At 46.1% G+C, this 25471-nt stretch carries 22 protein-coding genes and 2 riboswitches; of the genes, 11 read left to right on the top strand and 11 right to left on the bottom strand.

Annotation, left to right across the window (positions count from 1 at the left end; genetic code table 11):
* The first annotated feature begins 205 nt into the window (after positions 1 to 205).
* On the top strand, positions 206 to 1111 hold the full coding sequence (locus B3V51_RS03520; protein WP_286708004.1) for a LysR family transcriptional regulator: 906 nt from the start codon (positions 206 to 208) through the stop codon (positions 1109 to 1111).
* Between the two features lie 96 nt (positions 1112 to 1207).
* On the opposite strand, the gene B3V51_RS03515 is transcribed toward B3V51_RS03520, so the two are convergent.
* Genes B3V51_RS03515 through B3V51_RS03490 form a run of 6 tightly spaced genes read right to left on the bottom strand, consistent with a single transcriptional unit; the run spans position 1208 to position 7444 of the window.
* Complete coding sequence (locus tag B3V51_RS03515; RefSeq protein ID WP_286708003.1) at positions 1208 to 1903, bottom strand: haloacid dehalogenase type II; 696 nt, start codon at positions 1901 to 1903, stop codon at positions 1208 to 1210.
* Positions 1904 to 1960: 57 nt separating this feature from the next.
* A complete protein-coding gene (locus B3V51_RS03510) occupies positions 1961 to 2932 on the bottom strand; it encodes a Hint domain-containing protein (RefSeq protein WP_286708002.1) in 972 nt (323 codons plus the stop codon).
* 37 nt (positions 2933 to 2969) lie between these two features.
* The gene (locus tag B3V51_RS03505; protein ID WP_286708001.1) at positions 2970 to 3812 is read right to left on the bottom strand and encodes a hypothetical protein; all 843 of its coding nucleotides are present in this window, start codon (positions 3810 to 3812) and stop codon (positions 2970 to 2972) included.
* A gap of 29 nt (positions 3813 to 3841) precedes the next feature.
* Positions 3842 to 4831 (bottom strand): hypothetical protein, encoded by a 990-nt coding sequence (locus B3V51_RS03500; RefSeq protein ID WP_093068166.1) that lies wholly within the window; start codon positions 4829 to 4831, stop codon positions 3842 to 3844.
* Positions 4832 to 4849: 18 nt separating this feature from the next.
* A complete protein-coding gene (gene rtcR, locus B3V51_RS03495) occupies positions 4850 to 6511 on the bottom strand; it encodes an RNA repair transcriptional activator RtcR (protein WP_071001868.1) in 1662 nt (553 codons plus the stop codon).
* A 45-nt stretch (positions 6512 to 6556) separates the two neighbouring features.
* Complete coding sequence (locus B3V51_RS03490) at positions 6557 to 7444, bottom strand: alpha/beta hydrolase family protein (protein ID WP_286708000.1); 888 nt, start codon at positions 7442 to 7444, stop codon at positions 6557 to 6559.
* A gap of 286 nt (positions 7445 to 7730) precedes the next feature.
* On the opposite strand from B3V51_RS03490, the gene B3V51_RS03485 reads away from it, so the two are divergent.
* The 6 genes from B3V51_RS03485 to B3V51_RS03460 all read left to right on the top strand — a co-directional run bounded on the left by B3V51_RS03485 (position 7731) and on the right by B3V51_RS03460 (position 14513).
* The gene (locus tag B3V51_RS03485) at positions 7731 to 8963 is read left to right on the top strand and encodes an RtcB family protein (RefSeq protein ID WP_071001870.1); all 1233 of its coding nucleotides are present in this window, start codon (positions 7731 to 7733) and stop codon (positions 8961 to 8963) included.
* 75 nt (positions 8964 to 9038) lie between these two features.
* Entirely contained in the window at positions 9039 to 9767 is a 729-nt protein-coding gene (locus B3V51_RS03480) for a hypothetical protein (protein WP_071001871.1), read from the top strand.
* Between the two features lie 11 nt (positions 9768 to 9778).
* On the top strand, positions 9779 to 10237 hold the full coding sequence (locus tag B3V51_RS03475) for a DIP1984 family protein (RefSeq protein WP_071001872.1): 459 nt from the start codon (positions 9779 to 9781) through the stop codon (positions 10235 to 10237).
* Between the two features lie 343 nt (positions 10238 to 10580).
* Complete coding sequence (gene rtcA, locus B3V51_RS03470; protein ID WP_093068163.1) at positions 10581 to 11684, top strand: RNA 3'-terminal phosphate cyclase; 1104 nt, start codon at positions 10581 to 10583, stop codon at positions 11682 to 11684.
* 121 nt (positions 11685 to 11805) lie between these two features.
* The gene (locus tag B3V51_RS03465; protein WP_093068160.1) at positions 11806 to 13629 is read left to right on the top strand and encodes an FMN-binding glutamate synthase family protein; all 1824 of its coding nucleotides are present in this window, start codon (positions 11806 to 11808) and stop codon (positions 13627 to 13629) included.
* Between the two features lie 74 nt (positions 13630 to 13703).
* Positions 13704 to 14513 (top strand): phosphodiester glycosidase family protein, encoded by an 810-nt coding sequence (locus B3V51_RS03460; RefSeq protein ID WP_071001875.1) that lies wholly within the window; start codon positions 13704 to 13706, stop codon positions 14511 to 14513.
* 156 nt (positions 14514 to 14669) lie between these two features.
* On the opposite strand, the gene B3V51_RS03455 is transcribed toward B3V51_RS03460, so the two are convergent.
* From B3V51_RS03455 to B3V51_RS03440, 4 genes are all read right to left on the bottom strand, one after another.
* Positions 14670 to 15893 carry a vWA domain-containing protein gene (locus tag B3V51_RS03455; RefSeq protein WP_071001876.1) on the bottom strand — a complete coding sequence of 408 codons (1224 nt, stop codon included), beginning with the start codon at positions 15891 to 15893 and terminating at the stop codon, positions 14670 to 14672.
* Between the two features lie 57 nt (positions 15894 to 15950).
* Positions 15951 to 16799: an AAA family ATPase gene (locus tag B3V51_RS03450; RefSeq protein ID WP_071001877.1), complete on the bottom strand. Its 849-nt coding sequence runs from the start codon at positions 16797 to 16799 to the stop codon at positions 15951 to 15953.
* 308 nt (positions 16800 to 17107) lie between these two features.
* Positions 17108 to 17740: a hypothetical protein gene (locus B3V51_RS03445; RefSeq protein ID WP_286707999.1), complete on the bottom strand. Its 633-nt coding sequence runs from the start codon at positions 17738 to 17740 to the stop codon at positions 17108 to 17110.
* Between the two features lie 312 nt (positions 17741 to 18052).
* Entirely contained in the window at positions 18053 to 18373 is a 321-nt protein-coding gene (locus B3V51_RS03440; protein ID WP_071001878.1) for a YcgL domain-containing protein, read from the bottom strand.
* 260 nt (positions 18374 to 18633) lie between these two features.
* Positions 18634 to 18772, top strand: a riboswitch (glycine riboswitch).
* A gap of 66 nt (positions 18773 to 18838) precedes the next feature.
* Positions 18839 to 18983: riboswitch (glycine riboswitch) on the top strand.
* 165 nt (positions 18984 to 19148) lie between these two features.
* On the opposite strand from B3V51_RS03440, the gene gcvT reads away from it, so the two are divergent.
* From gcvT to gcvP, 4 genes are all read left to right on the top strand, one after another.
* Positions 19149 to 20330, top strand: coding sequence for a glycine cleavage system aminomethyltransferase GcvT (gene gcvT, locus B3V51_RS03435; protein WP_071001879.1), 1182 nt, complete (start codon positions 19149 to 19151; stop codon positions 20328 to 20330).
* 117 nt (positions 20331 to 20447) lie between these two features.
* A complete protein-coding gene (gene gcvH / locus B3V51_RS03430; protein ID WP_071001880.1) occupies positions 20448 to 20828 on the top strand; it encodes a glycine cleavage system protein GcvH in 381 nt (126 codons plus the stop codon).
* Between the two features lie 311 nt (positions 20829 to 21139).
* On the top strand, positions 21140 to 21898 hold the full coding sequence (locus B3V51_RS03425) for a nitroreductase family protein (protein ID WP_212564370.1): 759 nt from the start codon (positions 21140 to 21142) through the stop codon (positions 21896 to 21898).
* A gap of 85 nt (positions 21899 to 21983) precedes the next feature.
* Positions 21984 to 24881 (top strand): aminomethyl-transferring glycine dehydrogenase, encoded by a 2898-nt coding sequence (gene gcvP / locus B3V51_RS03420; protein ID WP_284719519.1) that lies wholly within the window; start codon positions 21984 to 21986, stop codon positions 24879 to 24881.
* A 113-nt stretch (positions 24882 to 24994) separates the two neighbouring features.
* Here the strand turns inward: gcvP and B3V51_RS03415 are convergent, their stop codons facing one another.
* Positions 24995 to 25378: a hypothetical protein gene (locus B3V51_RS03415; protein WP_093068134.1), complete on the bottom strand. Its 384-nt coding sequence runs from the start codon at positions 25376 to 25378 to the stop codon at positions 24995 to 24997.
* Positions 25379 to 25471: the final 93 nt, after the last annotated feature.

The following is a 25471-nucleotide window of genomic DNA, read 5'->3' as shown; positions in this document are numbered from 1 at the left end:
CACCACTCTTAAACGCCGCCCTTAAACACAGTCCTTACATACAGACACTCAATCGCTCAGATCAACAGCCTCATTGTGCTTAGGGTAGAATTCACACACTCTAATTCTACGCTTTACAAGTGCAAAGATAAACGGCATGATCAGACAAGGTTATTTTCCTTTTTTGCTATAATACGAAATATATTACCCTGATTAGAGAATCGGTATGATTAAAGCTGATGACATGGTTTTGTTTGTTTTGGTGGTCGATGAAGGCTCTTTTTCCAAAGTTGCTGACAAACTGGCGCTGACCAATTCTGTAGTGAGCAAACGTATCGCGCGCCTAGAAGCCAACTTAAATGCACAATTGCTCTACCGAACCACCCGAAAACTCAGCTTGACCGATGCCGGCCGAACGCTGTATCACAAAGCCAAATTGGCTCAGCTTGCCATTCAAGAAGCGGAAAATACTGTCATCGGCTATGGCGAAAACATGAAAGGCCATATCCGCGTCACCGCCCCTGTGGTCTCTTCTGACTTACTACTCAGCACGGCTATCGCTGAATTTTGTAAAAAATATCCTGAGATAACCGTAGAGCTATACATCACCAACCGTTTGATTGATTTGGTCGAAGATGGCTTTGATTTGGCCATCCGAACGGCGGAGCTTGAAGACTCCTCCTTGATTGTCAAACGCCTGATAGACAGTCAATGGGTGATTTGCGCCACCCAAAATTACCTCAACAAATATGGTACGCCGCAAACCCCCGCCCAACTGCAAAATCATGATTGCCTCATCTATAAATTTGACAATACCAGTAGCGACTTGTGGCCGTTATATGAGGATGGTGCTGAGCTGCTGCTGCCCGTCAGTGGCCGCTTCCATAGCAATCATTTAAGCGCGATCAAACATGCTGCGCTGAGTGATTTGGGCATTGCTTTTTTGCCGCAAGCACTAGTGTATAAAGCCTTTCAGCGCCAGACTTTAACCCAAATTTTGCAAGATTTTACCCGCAAGCGTATGGGGATGTTTGCGGTGTATCCCAAATCAAAACAGCCCGATCAAAAGCTCAAATTATTGGTTGCTTATTTGCAAGACGCGCTAAAAGACAAAGAAGCCTACTACTGCTAAAGCACTAGTTTTATAAGCCGCCTCACACCCAACTGTTTTATCAGACATAAAAAAGCCACCTGTTTGGGTGGCTTGTTTGATGTTTCTTTTTGGGCGTTATGAGTCGGTGTTTTGCGCAATGATTTGCTGCGCTAATGTGCGTAAGTCATCCGCCATATAATCGGGCGTTGGTACGTGGTTGGCGGGCAATAACGCATTGTGCGGACGCAATAAAAACGCGCCCTGACAGCCTGCTGCCTGCGCGCCTATCGTGTCCCACAGATGGCAAGCGACCAAACACAGCTCGGATGTGGACACGGACAGTGCCTCGGCGACCAGATTGTAAGTCGCGGGTGCGGGTTTAAACTGACGCACCGCCTCAACATGAAATGAGCGCTCAAAAAAGTCGCTCAGCCCCGCCTTGTCTAGCGGTGTCGGTGACTCGCTGGATTCTGAATTGGTCAAGGTCACCAGTCGAAAGCCTGCCTCCTTAAGCAGCGTCAGCGCAGGCACGACATCGGCATACGCTGGCATCTTGCCCATGCGCGTCTTTAGCTCGTCAATATCAGCATCGGCAATCTCAACGCCATGAATATCAGCAACCATCCGCAGCGCGCTAACCCCAATCTCACCAAACGGCGTATACAGTCCTGATAAGGTCAAGGTCTGCGAGTACAGCACCAGCTGGGCGAACCATTCGCGCAGTATGCTGCCATCATTAAAAAGGCGGCTAAATAAAGGCGTAAGGGTGCTGATATCGAGCAAGGTTTCATTGACATCAAAGACGAGAATCGGGCGGGTGTCGGTGGGCATGCGTTTTCCTATTATTATTGTTATTGTGGTTTTGGGTTAGGTTAGCATGGATGATGCCTACGTGTTTGTAGCGTTTACACACACCGCATCATGCCCGACAAAATATGTATGATGGTCCGCCACTTCTATGTTGTAGACGTGGTCCTCATAAGGGTTAGGGCATATATCGTTATAGCGTCGCATCTGCTCGTGAATACTACCCTCTAACAATCCTGTTGCATTACCATATCTTTCAATGTTATTAAGAACTATCTTATGTCTACCTAAGTTAATTATCTTATTTTCTCTTACTATTTTACCCTCATACACTAAAGGTGAGTTTGCAAACTCAATAAAGCTTTCAGAGGAGTGTGTATATAAACCACCCATGTCTTGATCTAGTCTAGTATTTAAAGTTTTATAAAGATCAGGGTCTATAATAAAGGGTGCCTTTTCATTAATAAGCAACTTGGCATCGGAAGTTTGCATATTGACGGTTTTGATCTCTTCTTTGAACGCTTCTTCTGTATTGGCTAAACTGACAAACTGGTAGCCATCATCCGTAAATCTCACAAACTGAACCAGACCGTCTGTCTCCCATAAGTCATGTTCCTCAATACTTTGAGTATAAGCTGTACCTTCAGGGAAGTTCGGTAAGGTGCGTACAGGGATAAACGAATAATCATCAAGCGCAATCGTATCACCATGTGCTGAGGTTAGATATCCAGCTGGCAAACGCTCTGCCGATAACCATTCACCCTCTAAATCTTCAGGCTGGCGAGTTACCCAGAATGGGTGATTGCTGGTACATAAGATATAATTGCTACTCTTTTCACCTCGCGCATCAGCGGTTTCATTAAAGTACTCAACTTTAAAGACTCTTTTCTTATTGGGTGATTTAAAGGTGCTGAGTACGGGTTTGTACTCAATATCACCAACCCCACCTTCGGGCTTAGATAGCACCATATCGCCAACTTTGATATCCTGAATCGGTACTAGCCCTTTATCCGTATGAACGAGCGTTCCTGCGACGAAGCCTGTGTTATTCATTAATTTTCCTTTTTTGTCATTGATGAGGTTGGTTATTTCAACTGGCGTCATGTACCCATAGTCCTGCGCGACCAATGAAGTAGGTATGGTTGTCTGCCACTTCAAAGTTATAGACGGTTGCCTGATATAAAATGTGTTCACCTTGCGCGTTGGTCAATTGATTGAACATCCGCATGGTGCCTCCATTATCTTCAATATGTTGGCCCAAATAGCCTTTCTCCTGATAAAAGCTAATGTCATCAACATATCCCATACCCTTATATTCTACTTCGCTGTAGTCGAGCATATGCGATTCGGCATCTTGCACATAATCATCGTAGTAATCTTCATGATAGTGCTCTTGATACCAGTAATAATTTGGATTGAATTCTAGATTATCATTAGCGACTTGATAGGTAGGTTGTACACGCTCAACGGTATACATTACGCCATCGGTATTCACAACAATTTCATACTGCTGTAGTTCATCCACACGTTTAAAGTGAGGCTGATCATAGAACTCAATATCTTCCTGTGGATTCTCCATAGCACCGACTACCCAAACAGGGTGATTGTGCGTCGCTAGAAAATGACTAATGGGACTAGCTGCTTGAATTTTTTCATCGACAAGCAGATAGTTTTGAATATCAAAGTTTTCATCACCTGGTTTTAATCTATAAGGCGAAGTATTATTTTTTTCTAGGCGCACGATCCACATCTCTTTGTCTTCATGCACAAAGGTCTTGACCACAGGCTTATACTCTATGTCACCGCTACCATCTTCAGGCTTAGAGAGCACAGGCTTTGATAAAATGAGGTCGCCAACTTTAATATCATGAATCGGTACTAACCCTTTATCCGTATGTACGAGCGTGCCTGCGACAAATCCTGTGTTATTCATGAGTTTTCCTTTTTTTATTATTGATATGGTTAGCTATTTAAACTGGCGTCATGTACCCATATAGCCTGCTCTCCTATAAAATAGGTATGTGTATCAGCGACTTCTATATTATAAACATAGTCCTCGTAGGGGTTCGGGCAAGCGTCATAGTAGTTCTCCATTTGCTCATGGATACTTTCCTCTGTTAAACCCGTTGCATTGCCATATTTTCTAAGATTACTTACTGCTTTTTTGTATAGAGATTCATCAGAAATCTTATTGTCTTTTACTACCTTGCCATTAAACATTAAAGGTGCGTTGACAAATTCTATATAGCTTTCTACTGAATGAGAATGAGGAGCCGTATCTTGTGCTAAGCGAATGTTCAAAGTTTTATATAATTCCGAGTCAACTAAGAAGGGGGCTTTTTGATTGATAAGCAACTTAGCATCAGAGGTTTTCCAGTTCAATGTTTTAATCTCATGCTCAAATGCTTCTTTTGTATCCGCCAAGCTCACATACTGATAGCCACTATCTGAAAACTTCACAAACTGAACCAGACCATCTTCCTCCCAAAAGTCTTTATCTTGTATACTTTGTAGATAGGCACAGCCTTCAGGGAAGTTCGGCAAGGTACGCACAGGGATGAACGAGTAATCATCAAGCGCAATCGTATCGCCATGAGCAGAGGTTAGATATCCAGCTGGCAAGCGCTCCGCCGATAACCACTCACCCTCTAAATCTTCAGGATTTCTTTTTACCCAAAATGGGTGATTGCTGGTGCATAAGATATAATTGCTACCCTCTTCTCCTCGCGCATCAGCGGTCTCATTAAAATACTCAACTTTAAAGATGCGTTTCTTATTGGGTGATTTAAAGGTGCTAAGTACGGGTTTGTACTCGATATCACCGACCCCACCTTCGGGCTTAGAGAGTACAGGCTTTGATAAAATAAGATCGCCCACTTTGATATCCTGAATCGGCACTAACCCTTTATCCGTATGAACGAGCGTTCCTGCGACAAATCCTGTGTTATTCATATCCTCTCCTTTTTAATATTATCGTTTTAATCCATCAAACCTCAGCCCAAACTTTAGCAGATACTTCCGCAGTCGGTCGCTGTCATTGTTACTTTTTAGCTGGTTTCTGGAGTTGGCATACAGATAGCGCCCTGCCGCCGCTTGGCTGCTGTGCTGATAGCAGACCTCAATCACATACGCCAGCTGCACCGCATCAAACGGGTCGAGCGCGTCTTTGTCGTCGCTTGATAGATGGCGGCTCAGCACCGTATCTGCGTGCGCTTGCTGCTCAGTTAGGCTGGGCGTATCCGCCTTGTCCACTTGATGTTGCGCGCTACTAGGTAATGCCCACAGATGCTTAAGGCGGGTGATTTCTGCCTTAACATCGGGCATACGAATCACTTTGCCCTCGCACAATGTCGTTAAGCGCGTCATACTGGCGCTTAAATCACGAAAGTTGCCCTGCCACGTCGCCTCAGAACTCATGGCAAAGTCTTCAAAGTACGCACGCGCCTCAGGCTCAAAGCGGTACTGGTACTGCTGCTCGCTGCCCAGACGCGCCAGCTCGTAATCAATATTGGCGGGTAAGTCCTCGATACGGTCTTTTAACGACGGTAAAAAAAACGTCCACGTGTTCAGACGCGCAAACAAGTCGGCACGAAATTCGCCGTCCGCGACCGCTTGGCGCAAATCCTTATTCGTCCCTGCCATCAGCTGAAACGACACATCAATGGGCGTATCGCTACCGAGCGGATAAAAGCGCTGCGCCTCAAGCGCAGTCAAGAGCATCGCCTGTTCGTCCAGCCCCAGCTCGCCGATTTCATCCAAAAACAGCAAGCCACCGTCCGCTGATTTGAGTAGCCCCTCACGGCTCGACGCCGCGCCCGTAAACGCGCCTTTGACATGACCAAACAGCACGCTCATTGCCGTATCGCCGCGCAAGGTGGCGCAGTTGACTTCGACGAACGCGCCGAGTGCCTGTTTGTTGTTGGCTTTGTTTTTCTTGAGCGTATAGATTTGCGTTGCCAGTTGCGACTTGCCCGCCCCTGTCGCGCCCATCAATAAAATCGGCGCGTTGGAGCGCGTGGCGACTTTTTCAATATCAGCAATCAGCTGTTGATAGGCGGCGTTTTGGGTAACAAGATTGGCTTGTAAGGTTTGCCAATGCTGGGCTTTTTCGGCCTCAAAACGCGCGCGCAAACTGTCATAACGCGACACGTCCAAATCAATGACTTGATAGCGCCCTTGTGGGTCGTATTGGTCAGGCTTGGGACACGGCGAGGTCTGAATCAAATCGGCAGGCAAAAACCCCGCCTCAACCAGCAAAAACCAGCAAATCTGCGCCACATGCGTCCCTGTGGTCAGATGCAGCAGATAGTCTGTGTCTTCACGAAAGGCGAAGCCTGTGACAAAGTCATACAGCTCAGCATAGACATCGGCAAAATCCCACGGACTCGCCAGCGTCACCCGATGCCCAATGACTTTGGTATTGGCGCTGACCTGCGCCACATCATCAACGATGACGTTGAACAGTCGCTTGTCGCGCTTGCTATAGAGGATATGCAGCTCATCGACCAGCAGGTCATCATGCAGGCACAGGCTGACGCTCGGCCGCCAGCGCTGCCAACGTTTGTCATTAAAGCCGTTGTCCAAGGTCGTACCGAGAAAGCCGATAACGGCGGTTTTATGACATTTAATCATGTTGCTTTTACTCATAATAATGCGCTTGGCTTATTGGTTTTGATGTTACTTTTTGATTGCCCACGACTTCATACTGTCAATAGACAACGGCTCGTCTGCCATAATCTGCTGCGCAAGGTGACGATTCAACGGATACAGCACGCTAAAGTGCTCGTGCCGTGCAATAAACGCACAGTGCAGCATGGGGCTTTTGTTCTTATCACACATCGGCTTTAGGTCGCGATAGTTACCGTCACGCTTGCCCTCAATAATCCACGTCGGCATGCGAATATCATTCGTCCAGTTTGCAGGCGCACGCAAATCCATTTCGCGTTGCTCATCACCAGTAAAGTCAACCTCTTGCAAAAACATCGTCTCTTGCGTAGCGCCAAAGCTAATCACTTCTTTAAACAACTCAGGATGCGTGCTGCTCGCCACCTCACTGACCAATAGCGCGAGCGTGCCGCCCGTACTGTGCCCGCCCAAATAGATACGGCTGCTATCGACATATGGCAGGGTCGCCAAATATTCTGCCGCCGCGATGACATCATCGACTTCACCATAATTCACTTCGATATTGCCCGCATTGTCATTGCCACCGCGCAAGGTGGGAAACATCATGATCACGCCAGCATCACGATATGGGCTGGCGGTTTGGTCTTTTTGCCTTGAGCCTTTGCGCCAAAAGTCCGCCAGCGTGTTGGACTCACCGCCCGTTATCCAAACGATAGCAGGATGCTTGTCGCCATCGTTTGGATCGGGCGTGACAAAGGCGGCGAGCGACATGCCGTCACTGTCATAGCGCACGCTGTCAAATAGGGCTGCGGGCGGCTTGGGCAATGGCATTTGCATGGTGGGCGCAACTTGTATCGAGGTCTGATAATTGCCGCGTAGCGATGCCAAAGACGGCGCAGCAAAACAACTGCTGATGCTCACGCCTAGTAAAATCGCCATGCTGAATAAGCGTTTGTTAGAGACAACGTTATGCTTTGTTTTATATTGAACCTTCACCATTACACACAATTCCTTTATAGAATAAAAGCTATATTTATAGAATAAATTATATCTTTATTTACTTGATTAAAGTCCATTTTTTTATAAAAAAAGAATTTAAAATGTTTTTTATTATTCAATATCAAATGCTTATAAAAATAAAAACTATCTTTCCCAAAAACTGGCACACCCTTAGCAGTATATAAAGTACAGACAGAACATTTTTATAAAAAACTAAGGAGACACTATGCAGCCTATCAATCACAATATCATTCAAGACGGTGGCACCCCTATCCGCCTATGGACCAAAGGCGTGCCTGTCGACCCAAAAGCCCACGACCAGCTGATTAAAGCCTCACAGATGCCCTTTATTTATAAGTGGCTCGCGGTGATGCCTGATGTCCATGTCGGTATCGGTGCGACCATCGGTACGGTGCTGCCGACCAAAGAAGCGATTATCCCAGCAGCGGTCGGCGTGGATATCGGCTGCGGCATGATGGCGGTGCAGACCACGCTGTCCGCAGATGATTTGCCCGACAACCTGCACGGTCTGCGCACCGAGCTGGAAAAAGCCATTCCGCATGGACGCAGCAAGACACGCGGTCGCGGCTCGCGCCGTGACGTGGGCGCGTGGGCGAACCCTGATGATACCGTGATGAATGGCTGGGGTACGCTGGTCGATGATTTTAATTATCTGACCCAAAAGCATCCCAAACTAAAAAACACCAACAATCTAAAGCATTTGGGCACTCTGGGTACAGGCAATCACTTTGTTGAGGTGTGCCTTGATGAGACCAATCAGGTGTGGATTATGCTGCATTCAGGCTCACGCGGCGTGGGCAATGCCATCGGGCGCTACTTTATTGAGCTGGCGCGTGAGGACATGCGCAAATGGTTTATTAACCTGCCTGATAAAGATTTGGCGTATTTTGCTGAGGGGACTGAACATTTTGACGATTATTGGTTTGCGGTTGGCTGGGCGCAGCGCTTTGCCTTTAAAAACCGCGAAATCATGATGGAAAAAGCCATCCAAGCGCTACGCACCATCGTGCCAAAACCGTTCGATGCTGCGGTAAAAGCGGTCAACTGTCACCACAACTATGTGGCAAAAGAAGAGCACTACGGCGAGGAAGTCTTTGTCACGCGTAAAGGCGCAGTGCGCGCACGCGTCGGCGAATACGGCATCATCCCAGGGTCGATGGGCGCAAAATCCTTTATCGTCAAAGGTAAAGGCAACGAAGAATCGTTTTGCTCTTGCTCGCATGGCGCAGGTCGCGTGATGTCACGCACTGAGGCGAAAAAAGTCTTTACTATTGATGACCAAATCGCCCAAACCAAAGGCGTAGAATGTCGTAAAGACGCAAACGTGATTGACGAAATCCCAGCGGCGTACAAAAATATTGAAGACGTGATGAGCGCACAAAGTGACTTGGTGGAAGTGGTACATACCTTGCGGCAAGTGGTTTGTGTGAAGGGTTAAACCAAAATATTTAAAAAAATCAGTTAATTATATTACTTTAACCTATATTAATTAATCCAAAAAATAAGGCTAAATATGATTCCCCAGACATTTATTGAAACAGCAGGTGATATTCTAGGTAGCACCGAGAAAGGCTTATCAGGCTCTAAAATTGCTAGTTTATTTGCAGCATACGCAGTTGACTATAACACTGATATTCCTTATACAAGTTATCCCTTTACAGTATCCACACCTAATAAAAGGTATGCCTTAAAGAAAAACTTAAGCTCGTTTAACCCTAAACAACAATTTAAAATCATAAAAGAACTTTGCGAGCATCCGGAAATTAAAGACTTACCTGAAGTTAGAGATCTTAAGATCAAGCTGTTGACACGCTTTAAAGGTTTGAATACTGACATAGACACGGTCAATGAAATTTTAGTAGATGAAACTAGATTTTGGTTAGATGACTATACTAAATCCCTAGAACAATATAACTATGCTTTAGAAAAATATAAAGGAAATATATTTGAGAGAAACTTGTTAGATGACCTTCGACTATCGTTAGAGCTATTAGTAAAAGAAATACTAGGAAATTCCAAGTCTTTAGAAAATCAGCTTACTGATATTGGTACATTTATTAAGAGGAATAATGGCTCCCGAGAACTAGTAAATATGTTTGTAAAGCTAATTGATTATTTTACTAAGTATCAAAACGATTACGTCAAACATGACTCTCAAGTTATCGAAGAAGAAGTTGAGTTTATCCTTGAAATAACCTCTTCATTTATGAAACATTTCATTAGAATGAAAAATAGAATTTAAGGAAAACTAAAATGAAACTCGCAGAAGCCCTACTTATCCGCAGTGATATGCAAAAAAAGCTGGCGCAAATCAAAGGACGCATTCGCAGCAATGTAAAAGTCCAAGATGGCGATACGCCAAGCGAAGACCCCAATCAGCTATTGATGGACGCAAGCCAGCTGATTACCGAGCTGTCCGCGCTTATCGCCCGTATCCAGCGTACCAACGCGGTGGCGCTGACGGACAACAATCAATCGATGCTGGCGCTGCTCGTTGAGCGCGACACCCTTGAGATGCGCCACAAGCTATTGACCGAGTCGATAGCCGCGACCGAAACCGAGGTCGATCGCTATAGCCCGCGTGAGATTAAATGGCAAGTGATGGTCTCGGTCGGCGCATTGCAAAAGCAGGCGGACGATATTGCCATGAAGCTACGTCAGCTTAACATTGTCATTCAAGCCAACAACTGGCAAATTGACCTTGTGGACTAGGCGCTTACCTAGCTCATTAAACCTTTTTTAGCTTTGTCTGTCTGATAATGGACAGACCACCCTTTTGAAATCGACTGGGCGAGTGTCAGACCCCGCGACCCACAGCAGGGGGTTGAAAATATACTGTCGTGGCTGCTACGCGTTGTGGGCAGGCGCATTTTTTACCACTTATGCCCCGCACATGGCACTTGGCACAATGCACCATTTAGACCTTACCACCAGACACTGACAGTCGGTTTCAATCTTATTTTAAATGCGACCCGAAAAGTATTGGGAAGCATTTTATTATGCCCATTAACGACACTACCAATCAATAGTCTTACAAATCATAAAGACATTTATCATGCCAGCATCAACACGTAAAGCCCTAAAAATCGACGGCAGCACAGGCGAAGGCGGTGGACAAATCATTCGTACGGCACTGTCATTATCGATGCTCACAGGCACACCGATTGAAATCACCAATATTCGTGCTGGACGCGCCAAACCCGGATTGATGCGTCAGCATTTGATGTGTGTACAAGCGTCACAACAGATATCAAACGCTAGCGTATCGGGCGCTCATTTAGGTAGTATGGCGTTCACCTTTACGCCAAGCACCGTGCAAGCGGGCGATTATACCTTCGATATCGGCTCGGCAGGCAGTACCAGTCTGGTGTTACAGACGCTACTGCCTGCCCTACTCTTTGCCAATGCTGACTCAAGCAACAAGTCCACCGTTACCATCATAGGCGGCACGCACAATCCGTTAGCGCCAACCACCGACTTTTTGCAGCACGCCTTTGTGCCGCTACTTGCCAAGCTCGGCATGCAGGTCGAGATTGAGTGCGTGCAAGCGGGCTTTGCCCCTATCGGCGGCGGCGCGATTAAAGCAACTGTTGCGCCATTTGTGCGCCGTGCTAATGCTTCACGATTAGACCTCACGGAACGCGGTAAGCTTGTCAGCACGGAGCTGGTCGCAAGCGTGCTCAATCTAGAATACGATATCTGCCTGCGTGAGCTTGCCAGCGCCAAAGCCGCGTTGATTGAAGCGGGTATGGATGAGGCGCTTATCACAACACGCGGTAATAAATTATACGGCATTGGTGAAGGCAATACCTGCTATGCAAAAGTCACTCACGAGAGTATTAGTATCCAAAATCACAAAGAATATCACTCTGAAATATTTACATTACTAGGAGAAAAACGCAGCTCAGCAGAAAAGATAGGTGGTCGTTTGTCAGGCTTAGTAAAGCGTTATTTGTTTGACACCGATGCGCTGATTGATGAATATTTGACCGATCAGCTGCTATTACCGTTAGCCTTAGCAGGCGGCGGTGCGTTTAGCGCGCGGGTTATTAGCGAGCATAGCAAAACCCAAGCATGGCTCATTGAGCAGTTTTTACCCGTTGCGATCACGTTTGATGCTATAGAGGATGAGCAAATATTAGTCAGAATCACCTGCTAAAATTTGCCAGCATTAGTATACTGTTACCCAATGATACCGACTTGGCGATAGCATCAGTGTATGATGTACGCGACAAATTTGAACGTATTATCTATATTTACAGTGACTGTTGAGCCTCGTTATGCCTGAATCCCGTACCAATCTGAACCCTGAACCCAAAACCAGCTCGCCGTATTTTGTCGGGCTGCTGCTGCGCTATAGCACACTGGGTGCAGCCATTTGTCTATTATTAGCCGGATTGCTGCTGATGCACGGTTGGCTAATTGTGATTGGAGGTTTTGGCGTAGGACTCGGTATTTATGATCTGATTCAGTCCAAGCATTCAGTGCTAAAAAACTACCCGATAGCAGGACATATACGCTACGTACTAGAGGATTTTCGTCCTGAGATTCGTCAGTATTTGCTTGAAGATGACAAAGAGCAGGTGCCATTTTCACGCCAGCAGCGCGCGCTAGTGTATCAGCGGGCAAAGAACGTCAGCGATACCAATGCGTTTGGTACGCTAGACAATCTTTATACTCATGGTAAAGAATGGTTTTTGCAATCCGCCGTTAGCCAGCCGTTAGAAAACAAAGACTTTCGTATCACTGTTGGCGGCGAGCGTTGTAAGCAGCCGCATGATATGTCGGTATTCAACATCTCCGCGATGAGTTTTGGCAGTCTGTCCGCAAACGCCATTATGGCACTCAATCAAGGCGCAAAAATAGGCGGATTTACACATGATACGGGCGAAGGCGCGATCAGCCCTTATCATCGTAAGTTCGGTGGTGATCTGATTTGGGAGTTAGGTACAGGGTATTTTGGCTGCCGTGATGCCGAAGGCAATTTTGACCCACAGTCTTTCGCCGAAAAAGCTGTCGATCCACAAGTCAAAATGATCGAGATCAAGCTGTCGCAAGGTGCCAAACCGGGTAAAGGCGGCGTGTTGCCATCGAGCAAAATCACTCAAGAGATTGCCGATACTCGCCAAGTGCCGACGGGTCAAGACTGTATTTCGCCCGCTTCGCACACCGCGTTTAGTACACCGCGTGAGCTTGTCGCCTTTTGGCAGCAGCTACGCGAATTATCTGGTGGCAAGCCTGTTGGCTTCAAGCTATGCGTGGGTCAGCCTTGGCAGTTTATGGCGATTGTCAAAGCCATGATCGAGACGGACAACTATCCTGATTTTATTGTTATTGATGGTGCCGAAGGCGGTACAGGTGCGGCGCCTGTTGAGTTTATGGACAATGTCGGCATGCCGATGGTCGAAGGGTTTTTGCTTGTTCACAATACTTTGGTCGGTGCAGGCATTCGTGACAAGATCAGACTTGGCGTCAGTGGCAAGATTGTCTCAGGGTTTGATATTGCACGGATGATTGCGCTAGGTGCCGATTGGTGTAACTCGGCGCGTGGCTTTATGTTTGCGGTTGGTTGTATTCAGTCGCGCTCTTGCCATACCAATACGTGCCCAACGGGCGTCGCTACCCAAGACCCTTACCGTCAAAAGGCGCTCGATGTCCCTAGCAAAGCAGAGCGTGTGGCAAGCTTCCATAAAAACACACTCAAATCATTGGCCAGTATCGTCGGCGCGGTGGGCTTACAGCATCCGAGTCAGCTACAACCTTATCATATCGCCCGCCGTCTAGATGACGGGCAGATTAAGCTACTGTCTAAGTTTTTCTACTTTACGGATAAGGGCGCATTACTTGATAATAGCGCGCGTGCGGATATTTTCAATCAAATGTGGGTGATGGCCAATCCTGATAGTTTCTTAGCCAATAATGATGCGCTCATTGCTTATAACAAAGACTCTCGTGATAAAGGTAAAGAGACTGGCGCACCAACCGAACATCGCGCTGGATACAGCTCCCCCTACAGCACCGATCATACGATCACAACCGATGGCGGGCAGCTCATCGGCAATGTGAATAACACCTTCCGTGACTATCCGCCCAGTAGCGACTAAAAGCGAGTACCCAAGATTTATATATGAATCAGTAGCAAACCACAAATACCACTATGTTAAAAGACGTGTGATTGATGCCAACCTCCATTTTGACCTTATTGTTATCATTGATAGTGCTTGCGCTTGGCCTTAGCGCTTGCCAGCAGACCAATACTGAGACTGTCAATAGCGACACAGACAACTGGTCATGTCAGACAAAAGACTCGCCATTTACTTATAGCGTGTGCCGCGTGGATGCAAGTGGATTAACAAGCGATCGTTATTCACTGCAGCTGTTTTGGCAAGCCTCTAATGACCAATCACTACTAACCTTTGATACGTTGCTATCTACTTTACCAAAGACTGAAACTCTAAACTTTGCCATGAATGCAGGAATGTACAACGAAAACTATGCACCAATTGGTTACACCGTCATCAAAGGCAAAGAAGTCAAATCGCTCAATCTAAAAGAAGGTGGTGGCAATTTTCATTTATTACCCAATGGCGTTATGTGGTGGGACAAAACTGGTCACGTACAAATCACCGAAAGCCACGCTTTAGATGAACAGATAAACAATGGCAACGCACAGCCTTGGTATGCGACGCAATCTGGTCCTATGCTAGTCATCAATGATGAGATACATCCCGAGTTCAATCCTGATAGTACCTCCATCAAACTGCGTAATGGTGCAGGCATTTGTGACGATGGCAGCATACAATTCGTCAATACAGATGAGCCTGTGACGTTTTATCAGTTTGCGACTCTATTCAAAGACGAGTTAGATTGTCCAAATGCGCTGTTTTTGGATGGCGGCATTGCCTCAGCACTGTATGCACCCAGTATCGATAAGCAAGACAAAAAAGAGATGGGCGTAATGATTGGACTGGTTGAAAACAAAAGCTAGCATCTATCGTCACCATAGCATTTGTCACTAATATGCCTTCTCAAAATTGGCACTACTTAACATAAAAAAGCATTTAAATTAACATAAAAAAGCACTTAAAACGATCACATCGTCTTAAGTGCTTTTTTCATATTACTCGTCCAATGTAGACTAATATTACCGCGCCATGTACTGGGTCATTTCCTCAACACCATGCAAGGTCATCGGATACATCTTATCTTCGAATAGCTTTTTGATCTCAACGATGGTTTGCGTGTACTGCCAATAGCTTGGGGTTTCAGGATTGAGCCACGCCACTTTATCAAAATGATCAAGTACACGCCTTAGCCATACAATACCGGCTTCATTGTTCATATACTCGACACTACCGCCCACGGTCATCAGCTCATAGGGCGACATCGATGCATCACCGACGAAGATGACGCGATACTCGCGCCCATATTTATTGAGTAGCTCAAACGTTGGCATCAGTGCGCTATGGCGACGATTATTGTCTTTCCATACATAGTCATATAGGCAGTTATGAAAATAAAAGAACTCTAATGTTTTAAATTCATTCTTTGCCGCAGAGAACAATTTCTCAAGTGCTTCAACATGGATATCCATACTACCGCCTACGTCAAATAGCATTAATACTTTGACACGGTTGCGGCGCTCGGCTTGCATATGTATGTCAAGCACGCCCTTTTTGGCAGTACGTTTAATGGTCTCATGAATATCGAGCTCGTCAGCGCTGCCTGTGCGCGCAAACTGACGTAGGTTGCGTAGTGCCATTTGGATTTGGCGGGTACCAAGTTGATTATCATCATCAAGATTGCGATATTTACGCTGCTCCCAGACTTTCGCCGCGCTACGTTTACGCGATTCACCGCCGACGCGCACCCCTTCTGGATGGTCGCCATAAGCACCAAATGGCGAGGTGCCACCTGTCCCCACCCATTTACTACCACCTTGGTGACGCTCTTTTTGCTCTTGTAACCGCTCCTCTAACGCTTTCATCAGCTCCTCAAGCGAGCCGTATTTTTTGAGCAGGCGTCTTTGCTCTTCGGTTAAGTTTTTTGGATCGAGCTTTAGATCGAGCCATTCTTTAGGCACATCGGTCAGCTTAGCCAACAGCGCATCCATATCAAGGCTATCCACCCCTTCAAAATAGTCTGCCATTGCCCGATCAAATTTATCAAAATGGCGCTCGTCTTTGACCATGCACAGCCGAATCAGCCGATACATATCCTCACGGCTCGCAAAAGTCGCCAGTGCTGGATCTTCAGGATGCGGCTGCATCATCAGGCCCTTATCTAACGCGGCATTAAGATCAAGCAGCTCACGCGTACTGACTGGTACGCCGTAAGTCCGCAAGGTATAGAATAGTTTTATGAACATAAGAGACGCACCACTGATTGACGTAAAACAAAAAAAGCACTGAACACTTAGACGCGCTTAACGACGCATCATATTGGCAAAACGCTGTAGTAAATTCACATCGGCTTCGTTTTTCAGCAATGCACCGTATAATGGCGGAATGGATTTTTCGCCGCGTAAGTTTTCTTCTAACTCATCCTGCGCCATGTCATCAGCGAGCAATAACGTCAACCAATCGACCAATTCAGACGTTGATGGTGGTTTTTTAAGGCCTTGGATATTGCGCAGCTTGTAGAATATATCCAACGCGTCGTTGACCAATTTTTCCTGAATATCGGGGAAATGCACCTCTATGATTTGGCGCATGGTTTGCTCTTCTGGAAAGTCGATGTAATGGAAGAAGCAACGACGCAAAAACGCATCGGGCAGCTCTTTTTCATTGTTTGATGTAATGATTACTACTGGACGCTGCGCGGCGGTAATGGTCTCGCCCGTCTCATACACATAAAACGACATCTTATCGAGCTCATGCAGCAAGTCATTAGGGAACTCGATATCGGCTTTATCGATCTCATCGATTAGTAGTACGCTGCGCTCGGTGCTAGTGAAGGCATCCCACAGCTTGCCCGGCTTGATGTAATTGCCAATCTCATAAACCTTGTCATCACCCAACTGCGAGTCACGTAGGCGCGATACCGCATCGTACTCGTATAAACCCTGCTCGGCTTTAGTCGTCGACTTGATGTGCCACGTAATCAGTGGCATCCCTAGACTCTCAGCAACCTCTTCGGCAAGTAAGGTTTTGCCCGTACCAGGTTCACCTTTGATAAGGAGCGGCTTTTGTAATGTCATGGCCGCATTCACTGCCAGTTGTAAATCGTCTGTGGCGATATAATTTTGAGTGCCGGTAAAGGTTTGCTTGTTCATAATCAGGTCTCGATTGTTGTTATAGATAAATTGTTATGAATATATGGTTATAAATAAGTAGAACTAAAAATTTGATAATGAATAAAAGATAAATTAGATTAGCACAGCCTGAGGCATTGCCAAAATACTCATGCGTTCGCCTTTGTGAGCAATGGTTGGGTGCCTCTCATAATTCTCAATAATTCATAAGGTTGCCAGACGATTTGGCATAAAAAAAGACACGCATGGGTGTCTTTTTTTATCATTACTCGATTACTTTACTGGCTCGCCTGCTTATTTATTACACCGTACAAACAGACTTCAGCGTTTTAGCGATTGTCAGCATCAGTATTCTTAGACAAGCCATTCTGTTTTTTTAAGTCAACATGACTTTTAGTATTACTGCTCTCAGGCTTAGCGGCTAGGGCCGTATCATCAGACTGCTCAGTCAACGTAGAACCTTCTGCCAAATAACTGCCGGTCGTCAGTTGCATTGTCGCTTGCGTATCCTCTGCCGTACGGCTGCGGGCTTTGTCCAAGCTCGATGCGAATGCGCCGCGTATCAGCTGCCACATAAAACCGATAAACAAACCGATGACCAGTACCACCAATATTGGCAGCATATTGGCAATCGCGCCTGCAAAGTCCTTCCTCATAACAGCGTAGACGACGCTGATACTGGCTGGTGCAATTTCACTAGAGTCACCAAGCGCTGTGCCGGGTGCCAATAACACTGCAAACAGTATCATCCAACTCATACCGCCCAGTGGTTTTGGCAATATGCGAGCGACTAGCAACCATAACACCAATACCAAAATGGAACCACCAAGATACGCATACATTGGCAAATCGGCGGGCGGTACATCTTTCACCATTTGGCCCCACCAAATAGCAATCTCACCGAGAATGTCACTAATAGATTCTAATGGTAAGCTGTGCAAAATATTTTTTAACCAATCCATACGTGTTTCACTACCTGCGTTTATCACCGTTGACACGTTATGTGCCTAGCAGTGTATGGTGCGTTCTGTCGTACCAAAATAAGATCAAATACAGTATCGATGCACACATCATGTGCGTTTCTATCTGTATTTTTTTATGTGGATGTCATGGGGTGTCAGTTTATCACGACTTTCTACCCAAATGCATGTGACCAAATGTGTCATGAGTGTTTTGTCCATGGCATTGTAAAGACCATTCTCTCAATCATCTTGCCACAACCGTCTTATCAATAAGCGTACCAATCGTCAATGTTATCTAGTGGTAAAATGTATCTAGTCGTAGATATTGTCCTGCGCTTCACGAGCGCGTAGCTCTGCTTGGCGGCGCATGACATCTTGCGGTGGCATCTGCACAAAATAACCTTGGGACGCTAGCTTTGCCAGTACTTCTTCTTTATCAACACGCGCCAGAGTGGGCGTCGCCGCCAAATCAAGATGCATGACAAACTGGCTACGGCCCAACCCTGCACGAAAGTCCTTTGGCAGTACGCCAAGCCAATCTTTGATCTCATCGGTATCATCAGGATATTCAGGGCGCGCAATATATACATACATGTCGTCATGTTTGGGAAATTTATAAATATCGCAATGCATAAAAACCACCTATCAGAAACTATGGTCGTAGGTTAGCATATTTCAGGCAAACACCAGTAGTCGCTTTGCGTGTTGCTATGGTAATTTTTGCGCCCATACATCATTTTATTGATTCTCAAAACGGCTGATAGAGATAAAAAACACTATCTTGCTAAGCGTCTTTGGTGAGCAAATGTCCTAATGAGCACACATTTTTGCCAAATTTATTTGTTTTAATGGCGGTGATGACTTGTAAAAGCGCTTTGAACCTTTCATAATAAAAGCGTTTTTCAGGAGAGAGTCTGTCGGCACAGATTTTGTATCAAACCCTATTGGTGATACAAACTGACAACTGCCATACGACCACCGAAGGCGCATCCACCCTGCCAATCGCTCAGGTAAAAGGACTGAAAAACACATGTCACTGTTGTTTGGTAGTGTTTGCTAGCATCACGCTCATAGCGCACTACTTTATCAAACGTCAGACATAACAAATCTGGAGAGTGGTAAGAACGGACGACGTCTTACCCACCGAAGGGGAGAAAATACGCAATCATTCATTGGAGCTTTATATAATTGCTCACAAATGAGGCGTGTTGAAAATCTCAGGTCACAGGACAGATAGGGCTTTAGCTTAAACCGACGTTCAGCGTCTGTTTGGCCTACGTCTTTATCTTTGCTTTCTGTGTCACCCTTTGATGTAATATTGCGCCTTGCAATATTGCTTCTCGCTACTTTTACGTTGCACACCACTCTACTCTATCGAGTACGACTGATGTACACATAAGGATTTGTTATGACTGATACCCACTCTCAAGACTCTAGCAACACCCAAACCCCTAAGCGCACCCCTTTTTACCAGTCTCATCTTGATAGTGAGGGCAAATTGGTCGATTTTTCTGGTTGGGAATTGCCAATTCATTACGGTTCACAAATCGAAGAGCACGACGCGGTACGGACAGATGCCGGTATGTTTGATGTCTCACATATGGTTGTCACAGATATCAAAGGCGCAGATACTAAAGCATGGCTCCAAAAACTACTCGCAAATGATGTCAACAAACTCACTACCGCTGGTAAAGCGCTGTACTCTGGCATGCTCAATGAGCAAGGCGGCGTCATCGATGATTTGATCGTCTATCTGATGAATGCAGAGGAAACTGAGTACCGTATCGTCTCCAATGCAGCCACTCGTGACAAAGACTTAGCACAGTTTAATAAAGTCGCTGAAGGCTTTGATATTGCGATTACCGAGCGTCCTGAGCTTGCCATGCTCGCCGTTCAAGGGCCAAATGCTATTGAGAAACTGGCTCAAGCCAAACCAAACTGGGCAGATACCTTAGCTGGGCTAAAACCTTTCGTTGGCGCTGACTTGACCGATATCGAAGGCACCGATTGGTTTGTGGCTCGTACTGGCTATACTGGTGAAGATGGCGTCGAAGTCATTATGCATGCCGATGATGCCCCTGCTTTTTTTGAGCAGCTAAAAACAAATGGCATCAAACCTGCCGGTCTTGGCGCACGTGATACCTTGCGTATGGAAGCGGGCATGAACCTATATGGCCATGACATGGATGAGAATGTTAGCCCTTATGAGTGCAATATGGGCTGGACGCTTGCACTAAAAGACGATCGCGCCTTTGTCGGTCGTGACGCTTTGGTCAGCAAACGCAAGCAGGCAAAAGAAGACAACACCGCTATGAAGCAAGTAGGTCTGCTATTGACCACGCGCGGCGTATTGCGTGAAGGCATGACAGTGACTATCAATCAGGGCACTAACAATGAGCAAACTGGCCTTATCACCAGCGGTACATTCTCCCCTAGCCTAAAAAACTCCATTGCGATTGCTCGCGTGCCTGCCAGCTTATCAGAAGATGATCACGTACAGGTCGATCTACGCGGCAAAGGTAAATTCGTCGATGTACGCGTATTAAAGCTGCCTTTTGTCCGTAACGGCAAGCAACAGTTTGACTCGTAGGTCTTATAAATCTTATTATTAGAGCGCATTGTCGTTTTAGACATAATGATAAAAACGACGACACGCCCAGCCTCCATTATTTTTGTTAATTAACCTCTATCATTTAGGAGAGAGACCATGAGCAACATCCCAGCAGAGCTAAAATATATTGCAAGTCACGAGTGGCTGCGCCTAGAAGACGACGGTACGATCACTGTTGGTATCACTGACCATGCTCAAGACCTATTGGGTGATGTGGTGTTTGTTGAGCTACCAGAAGTGGGCGATATTATCGCTGTTGACGACGAAATCTCAGTTGTTGAATCAGTAAAAGCCGCCTCTGACGTATACGCGCCTATCTCAGGCGAAGTCATCGCTATCAACGAAGCACTAGAAGATGATCCTGAAATCATCAACTCTGACCCATATGGTGAAGGCTGGTTCTTTAAAGTGAAGCCTGACAACATCGCTGACTATGAAGCACTGATGACCGCTGACGAGTACGAAAGCGAATTATAATAACCACCTCTGTATAGCAGAAAGACAGTAGCCAAACCAAAATAGCAGCCAAACTTGTAGATACTGGCAAAAGCGGGTATCTACATCTCCTATTTGATACCCCTTTCTTATCAGCAAGGTTGATTCATAGATGACGCCTTTGATAACAAAGCAGCTTTATATATAGACCACCAAAAACCATTATCGTCCGATGTTATTGCTCTCAAGCGTTATCTCATTGACTCGTATTGATCACCTCTTCGAATTCCAATGAATACGTGCTATCAATAACGACGCAAACTGATAACCCAATTCTCAGCATGGATCCTAATATGAATACCAACACCGATAATAAAGACCCCATCGCCACACCAAACCATACACCGCAGCTACAAGCCTTTCGCGATATCGTAGAATCACGCCGTTCCGTGCGCCGTTTTACTGACACGCCCATCCCTGACGACGTACTGGCAGACTGTCTGCGTTTGGCCATGCTAGCACCAAACTCTAGCAACCTACAGCCGTGGGAGTTTTATGTTATCGATGATGCTGATAATCGCAAACGCGCCATCAAAAACTGTATGAACCAAAACGCGGCAAAAACATCGGCGCGCTTAATCGCTATCGTTGCTCGCACCGACATCTGGCATGAGCATGCTCAGCAAATATTGCGCGAATACCCTGATCAGCCAGTCCCTAAGAAAGTGAAAGACTACTACAACAAAGTCGTCACGCTGGACTTTTTGCGCGGTCCTGCCAATGTGATATCCGCTGCCAAATGGGGCGCCACGCAAGTGGTCAGACGCGTCAAAGGCCCTCTCAAATCGCCTTACTATACCTTTGAGGATACCAAAAACTGGGCAACCAATAACACCGCGCTTGCTGCCGAAAACCTAATGTTGGCACTACGTGCTCATGGTTTTGATAGCTGTCCTATGGGCGGCTTTGATGAGCCTGCCATGAAAGCGTTGCTCAATCTTAGCGACGACCATCATATCGTTATGATGATTGGCGCAGGCGAGCGTGCTGACAATGGCGTTTACAACACCCAATTCCGCTTTGACCAAAAACAGTTTGTGCATTACGTATAACGTACCGCTCACAGTGTTTCCTTAACTGCTCACAATGTTTTCTTAATTGCTATTTTGTTTATTACTCCCTTAACCAAGGATTGTCATGACTATCTCTCAAAACCCATCGTTTGATACCTTTCAAGGATTGTTCAACGAAGCTGAATTTGTCTATCGCCACTTAGGTTCGAACGAAACCAAGCAAGCTGACCTACTCAGCGCTGTTGGTTATAAAGATATGCAAAGCTTTATCAATGACACTGTGCCTGAGCCGGTACGTTTGCACAAAGAATTGGATTTGCCAGTGGCAATGAGTGAGCATGCGGCACTTGCCAAACTACGCACGATGGCAGATGACATCACCGTCAATAAGAGCTATATCGGTCAAGGCTACTCTCCGGTTCGTATGCCTGCCGTCATTCAGCGTAACGTCCTTGAAAATCCAGGCTGGTATACCGCTTATACCCCTTACCAAGCAGAAATCGCTCAAGGTCGTTTGGAGGCATTGCTGAACTTCCAACAAGTTTGTATCGATTTGACTGGTCTTGAATTAGCTGGTGCGTCACTGCTTGATGAAGCAACGGCAGCAGCAGAAGCCATGGCGATGTCAAAGCGTGTAAGCAAAAGCAAGTCAACGCAGTACTTCGTCGATGAGCGCGTCTATCCACAAACGCTAGATGTCATCAATACTCGTGCGAAATACTTTGGTTGGGACGTGGTCGTGGGTGATTTTGAAACGGCCAAATCAGGCGACTATTTCGGTGCGCTATTCCAGTATGTTGGCGTAGAAGGCGACGTTAAAGACTTAACAGACGTCATCGCGGCCGTAAAAGAAAACAAGACTTACGTCAGTGTCGTCAGTGATATCATGAGCTTGGTGTTATTAAAATCACCAGCCGATATGGGTGCGGACGTAGCACTAGGTAGCACACAGCGTTTCGGTATTCCAATGGGCTTTGGTGGCCCACATGCTGCTTACTTTGCATTCTCTGATAAAGCAAAACGCTCAGCACCTGGTCGTATCATTGGCGTATCTAAAGACGCACAAGGCAATACCGCATTACGTATGGCGCTACAGACGCGTGAGCAGCATATCCGCCGCGAAAAAGCCAACTCAAACATCTGTACTTCGCAGGTATTGCTCGCCAATCTCGCTGGTATGTATGCCGTCTATCATGGCCCAAGTGGCGTGAAGCGTATTGCGACTCGTATCCATGCGTTTGCCACCGCCTTTGCTGATGCCATCACAGCAGCGAATGACAGCAGCTTAAGCGTGGTACACGATCAATTCTTCGATACAGTCGTGGTTGATTGCGGCTCAGAGAAGCTAGCTACGCAAATCTTTAAAAATGCAGACAACGTTGGCTACAACTTATGGCGTCTAAGCGACACCAAATTGAGCGTTGCCTTTAGTGAAACCAGTGATCAGCAAGATTTTGGCGTATTGACTCAGTTATTCGTCAACAAGTCACACGATCTACCTGAAACCGCTCGCATCTCACTTGACAGCGCACACCTGCGTACGGATGACATCTTGACTCATCCAGTATTCAACTCGCATCATACCGAGCATGAAATGCTACGCTACCTAAAGTCGCTTGAAGACAAAGATCTAGCGATGAACCGCAGCATGATTTCACTAGGCAGCTGCACCATGAAGTTGAATGCCACCAGTGAGATGCTACCGATTACTTGGCCTGAGTTTGCCAATGTGCATCCATTCGCACCGCGTGACCAAGTCACAGGCTATATTGCGATGATCGATAGCTTACAAGATCAATTAAAAGCCATCACTGGTTTTGATGATGTCTCTATGCAGCCAAACTCTGGCGCTTCTGGTGAATATGCTGGTCTGCTCGCGATTCGCCGTTATCATGAGTCATTGGGCGAAACCGATCGCGATGTGTGCCTCATTCCAATGTCAGCGCACGGTACCAACCCTGCTACTGCCATGATGATGGGTATGAAAGTCGTCGTGGTCAAAACCGATGAAAACGGCAACGTTGATATTGAGGATTTAACCGCCAAGTGTGAAGAGCACAGCGAGCGTTTGGGCGCTTTAATGATCACGTACCCATCGACTCATGGCGTGTTTGAAGAAGGCATCCGTCATATCTGTGATTTGACTCACAAGCACGGTGGTCAGGTCTATATGGATGGCGCCAACATGAATGCTCAGGTAGGCATGATGCAGCCTGCAGACGTTGGTGCTGATGTACTACATATGAACCTGCACAAAACCTTCTGTATCCCGCATGGCGGCGGCGGTCCAGGTATGGGTCCTATCGGTATGAAGGCGCATTTGGCACCATTCATGGCAAACCATACGCTAAGCCCTGTGCATAACGCGCAAAAAGACTGCTCAGCGGTATCGGCTGCGCCTTATGGTTCAGCGAGCATCTTACCTATCTCATGGATGTATATCACTATGATGGGCCGCGATGGCCTACTAAAAGCAACCGAGCTTGCCCTGCTAAACGCTAACTATGTAGCCGCCCAGCTAAAAGACCACTACCCTGTATTATATACAGGTAAAAACGGCCGCGTGGCTCACGAATGTATCATCGATATTCGTCCGTTAAAAGAAGAGACTGGCATCACTGAAAGCGATATTGCTAAGCGCTTGATGGATTACGGTTTTCACTCACCAACGATGAGCTTCCCAGTCGCAGGCACACTGATGATTGAGCCCACAGAGTCTGAGTCTGTCGAGGAGTTGGATCGTTTTATCAGTGCGCTGAAATCTATCAAAGCTGAAGCGATGAAAGCAAAAGCGGGCGAAGACAACTGGACGCTAGAAGACAACCCATTGGTCAATGCACCGCATACGGCTGCTAAGATTACTAATGAAGAATGGACGCATCCATACAGCCGTGAGACTGCTGCGTTCCCACTGCCTTACATCCGTGCAAACAAGTTCTGGCCAAGTGTGGCACGCGTCGATGATGCGTACGGTGACAAGAACCTTATGTGTTCTTGCCCAAGTATCGAAAACTATATGTAATGATCATTTTCGATAACTGCTCGTTTATTTTATAAAAAACCGCCAAATCAGTCGCTGATTTGGCGGTTTTGTTTTATGCATGCATTGTTAAATTTTGACACTATCAATGAGACTTAACCGCCCAACCATCCTTTATTCAAGCCACAGTCTATCCAGTTCACTTTTATCTGATCTGTAATATTAGCATTGGGATAAGTAAACGCCGCACCACCAAGATAAAGCGCATCGCCGACCTTATAGGACTTACCTTCAAATAACATAATCTCTTTATCCGCCTCCCACGAAAAGAAAGTATTCGCTAATACTAATAAAAGAGTATTGTCCTGTGTCATTACTTCTTCATTATCTCTAGTTAAAGCAAGATAGTTATTAATAACTGTCAAATATCCCGCTGTCATCGCTGTAAATCGACCATCATATTTAGTTGGGGACCAAGTAGCAATTTGTAGAGGTGTCTTAGCTGGTATAGGTTCGCTTACTACTATCATTTCTGGCATCTCCACCTTAACAATTAGTGCTCTATCTACTCTATATAGTCAATCCTAAATAAAACAGATACATTATATATCAAGGTGGAACTGGTCTAAATT

This window comes from Psychrobacter sp. UBA2514 (genome assembly GCF_002341255.1).
GTDB classification, from domain to species: Bacteria; Pseudomonadota; Gammaproteobacteria; order Pseudomonadales; family Moraxellaceae; genus Psychrobacter; species Psychrobacter pacificensis.
This window is presented reverse-complemented; position numbering and strand designations above follow the sequence as displayed.

Bases quoted from the DNA above. Each gene is read 5' to 3' on its own strand.
- gcvH (WP_071001880.1), top strand. From the start codon at position 20,448: ATGAGCAACATCCCAGCAGAGCTAAAATATATTGCAAGTCACGAGTGG.
- B3V51_RS03465 (WP_093068160.1), top strand. From the start codon at position 11,806: ATGCCTGAATCCCGTACCAATCTGAACCCTGAACCCAAAACCAGCTCG.
- B3V51_RS03475 (WP_071001872.1), top strand. From the start codon at position 9,779: ATGAAACTCGCAGAAGCCCTACTTATCCGCAGTGATATGCAAAAAAAG.
- B3V51_RS03515 (WP_286708003.1), bottom strand. From the start codon at position 1,903: ATGCCCACCGACACCCGCCCGATTCTCGTCTTTGATGTCAATGAAACC.
- gcvP (WP_284719519.1), top strand. From the start codon at position 21,984: ATGACTATCTCTCAAAACCCATCGTTTGATACCTTTCAAGGATTGTTC.
- B3V51_RS03510 (WP_286708002.1), bottom strand. From the start codon at position 2,932: ATGAATAACACAGGCTTCGTCGCAGGAACGCTCGTTCATACGGATAAA.
- B3V51_RS03445 (WP_286707999.1), bottom strand. From the start codon at position 17,740: ATGGATTGGTTAAAAAATATTTTGCACAGCTTACCATTAGAATCTATT.
- gcvT (WP_071001879.1), top strand. From the start codon at position 19,149: ATGACTGATACCCACTCTCAAGACTCTAGCAACACCCAAACCCCTAAG.
- B3V51_RS03450 (WP_071001877.1), bottom strand. From the start codon at position 16,799: ATGAACAAGCAAACCTTTACCGGCACTCAAAATTATATCGCCACAGAC.
- B3V51_RS03500 (WP_093068166.1), bottom strand. From the start codon at position 4,831: ATGAATAACACAGGATTTGTCGCAGGAACGCTCGTTCATACGGATAAA.
- B3V51_RS03480 (WP_071001871.1), top strand. From the start codon at position 9,039: ATGATTCCCCAGACATTTATTGAAACAGCAGGTGATATTCTAGGTAGC.
- B3V51_RS03425 (WP_212564370.1), top strand. From the start codon at position 21,140: ATGAATACCAACACCGATAATAAAGACCCCATCGCCACACCAAACCAT.
- B3V51_RS03415 (WP_093068134.1), bottom strand. From the start codon at position 25,378: ATGCCAGAAATGATAGTAGTAAGCGAACCTATACCAGCTAAGACACCT.
- rtcA (WP_093068163.1), top strand. From the start codon at position 10,581: ATGCCAGCATCAACACGTAAAGCCCTAAAAATCGACGGCAGCACAGGC.
- B3V51_RS03505 (WP_286708001.1), bottom strand. From the start codon at position 3,812: ATGAATAACACAGGATTTGTCGCAGGCACGCTCGTACATACGGATAAA.
- rtcR (WP_071001868.1), bottom strand. From the start codon at position 6,511: ATGATTAAATGTCATAAAACCGCCGTTATCGGCTTTCTCGGTACGACC.
- B3V51_RS03455 (WP_071001876.1), bottom strand. From the start codon at position 15,893: ATGTTCATAAAACTATTCTATACCTTGCGGACTTACGGCGTACCAGTC.
- B3V51_RS03440 (WP_071001878.1), bottom strand. From the start codon at position 18,373: ATGCATTGCGATATTTATAAATTTCCCAAACATGACGACATGTATGTA.
- B3V51_RS03520 (WP_286708004.1), top strand. From the start codon at position 206: ATGATTAAAGCTGATGACATGGTTTTGTTTGTTTTGGTGGTCGATGAA.
- B3V51_RS03460 (WP_071001875.1), top strand. From the start codon at position 13,704: ATGCCAACCTCCATTTTGACCTTATTGTTATCATTGATAGTGCTTGCG.
- B3V51_RS03485 (WP_071001870.1), top strand. From the start codon at position 7,731: ATGCAGCCTATCAATCACAATATCATTCAAGACGGTGGCACCCCTATC.
- B3V51_RS03490 (WP_286708000.1), bottom strand. From the start codon at position 7,444: ATGGCGATTTTACTAGGCGTGAGCATCAGCAGTTGTTTTGCTGCGCCG.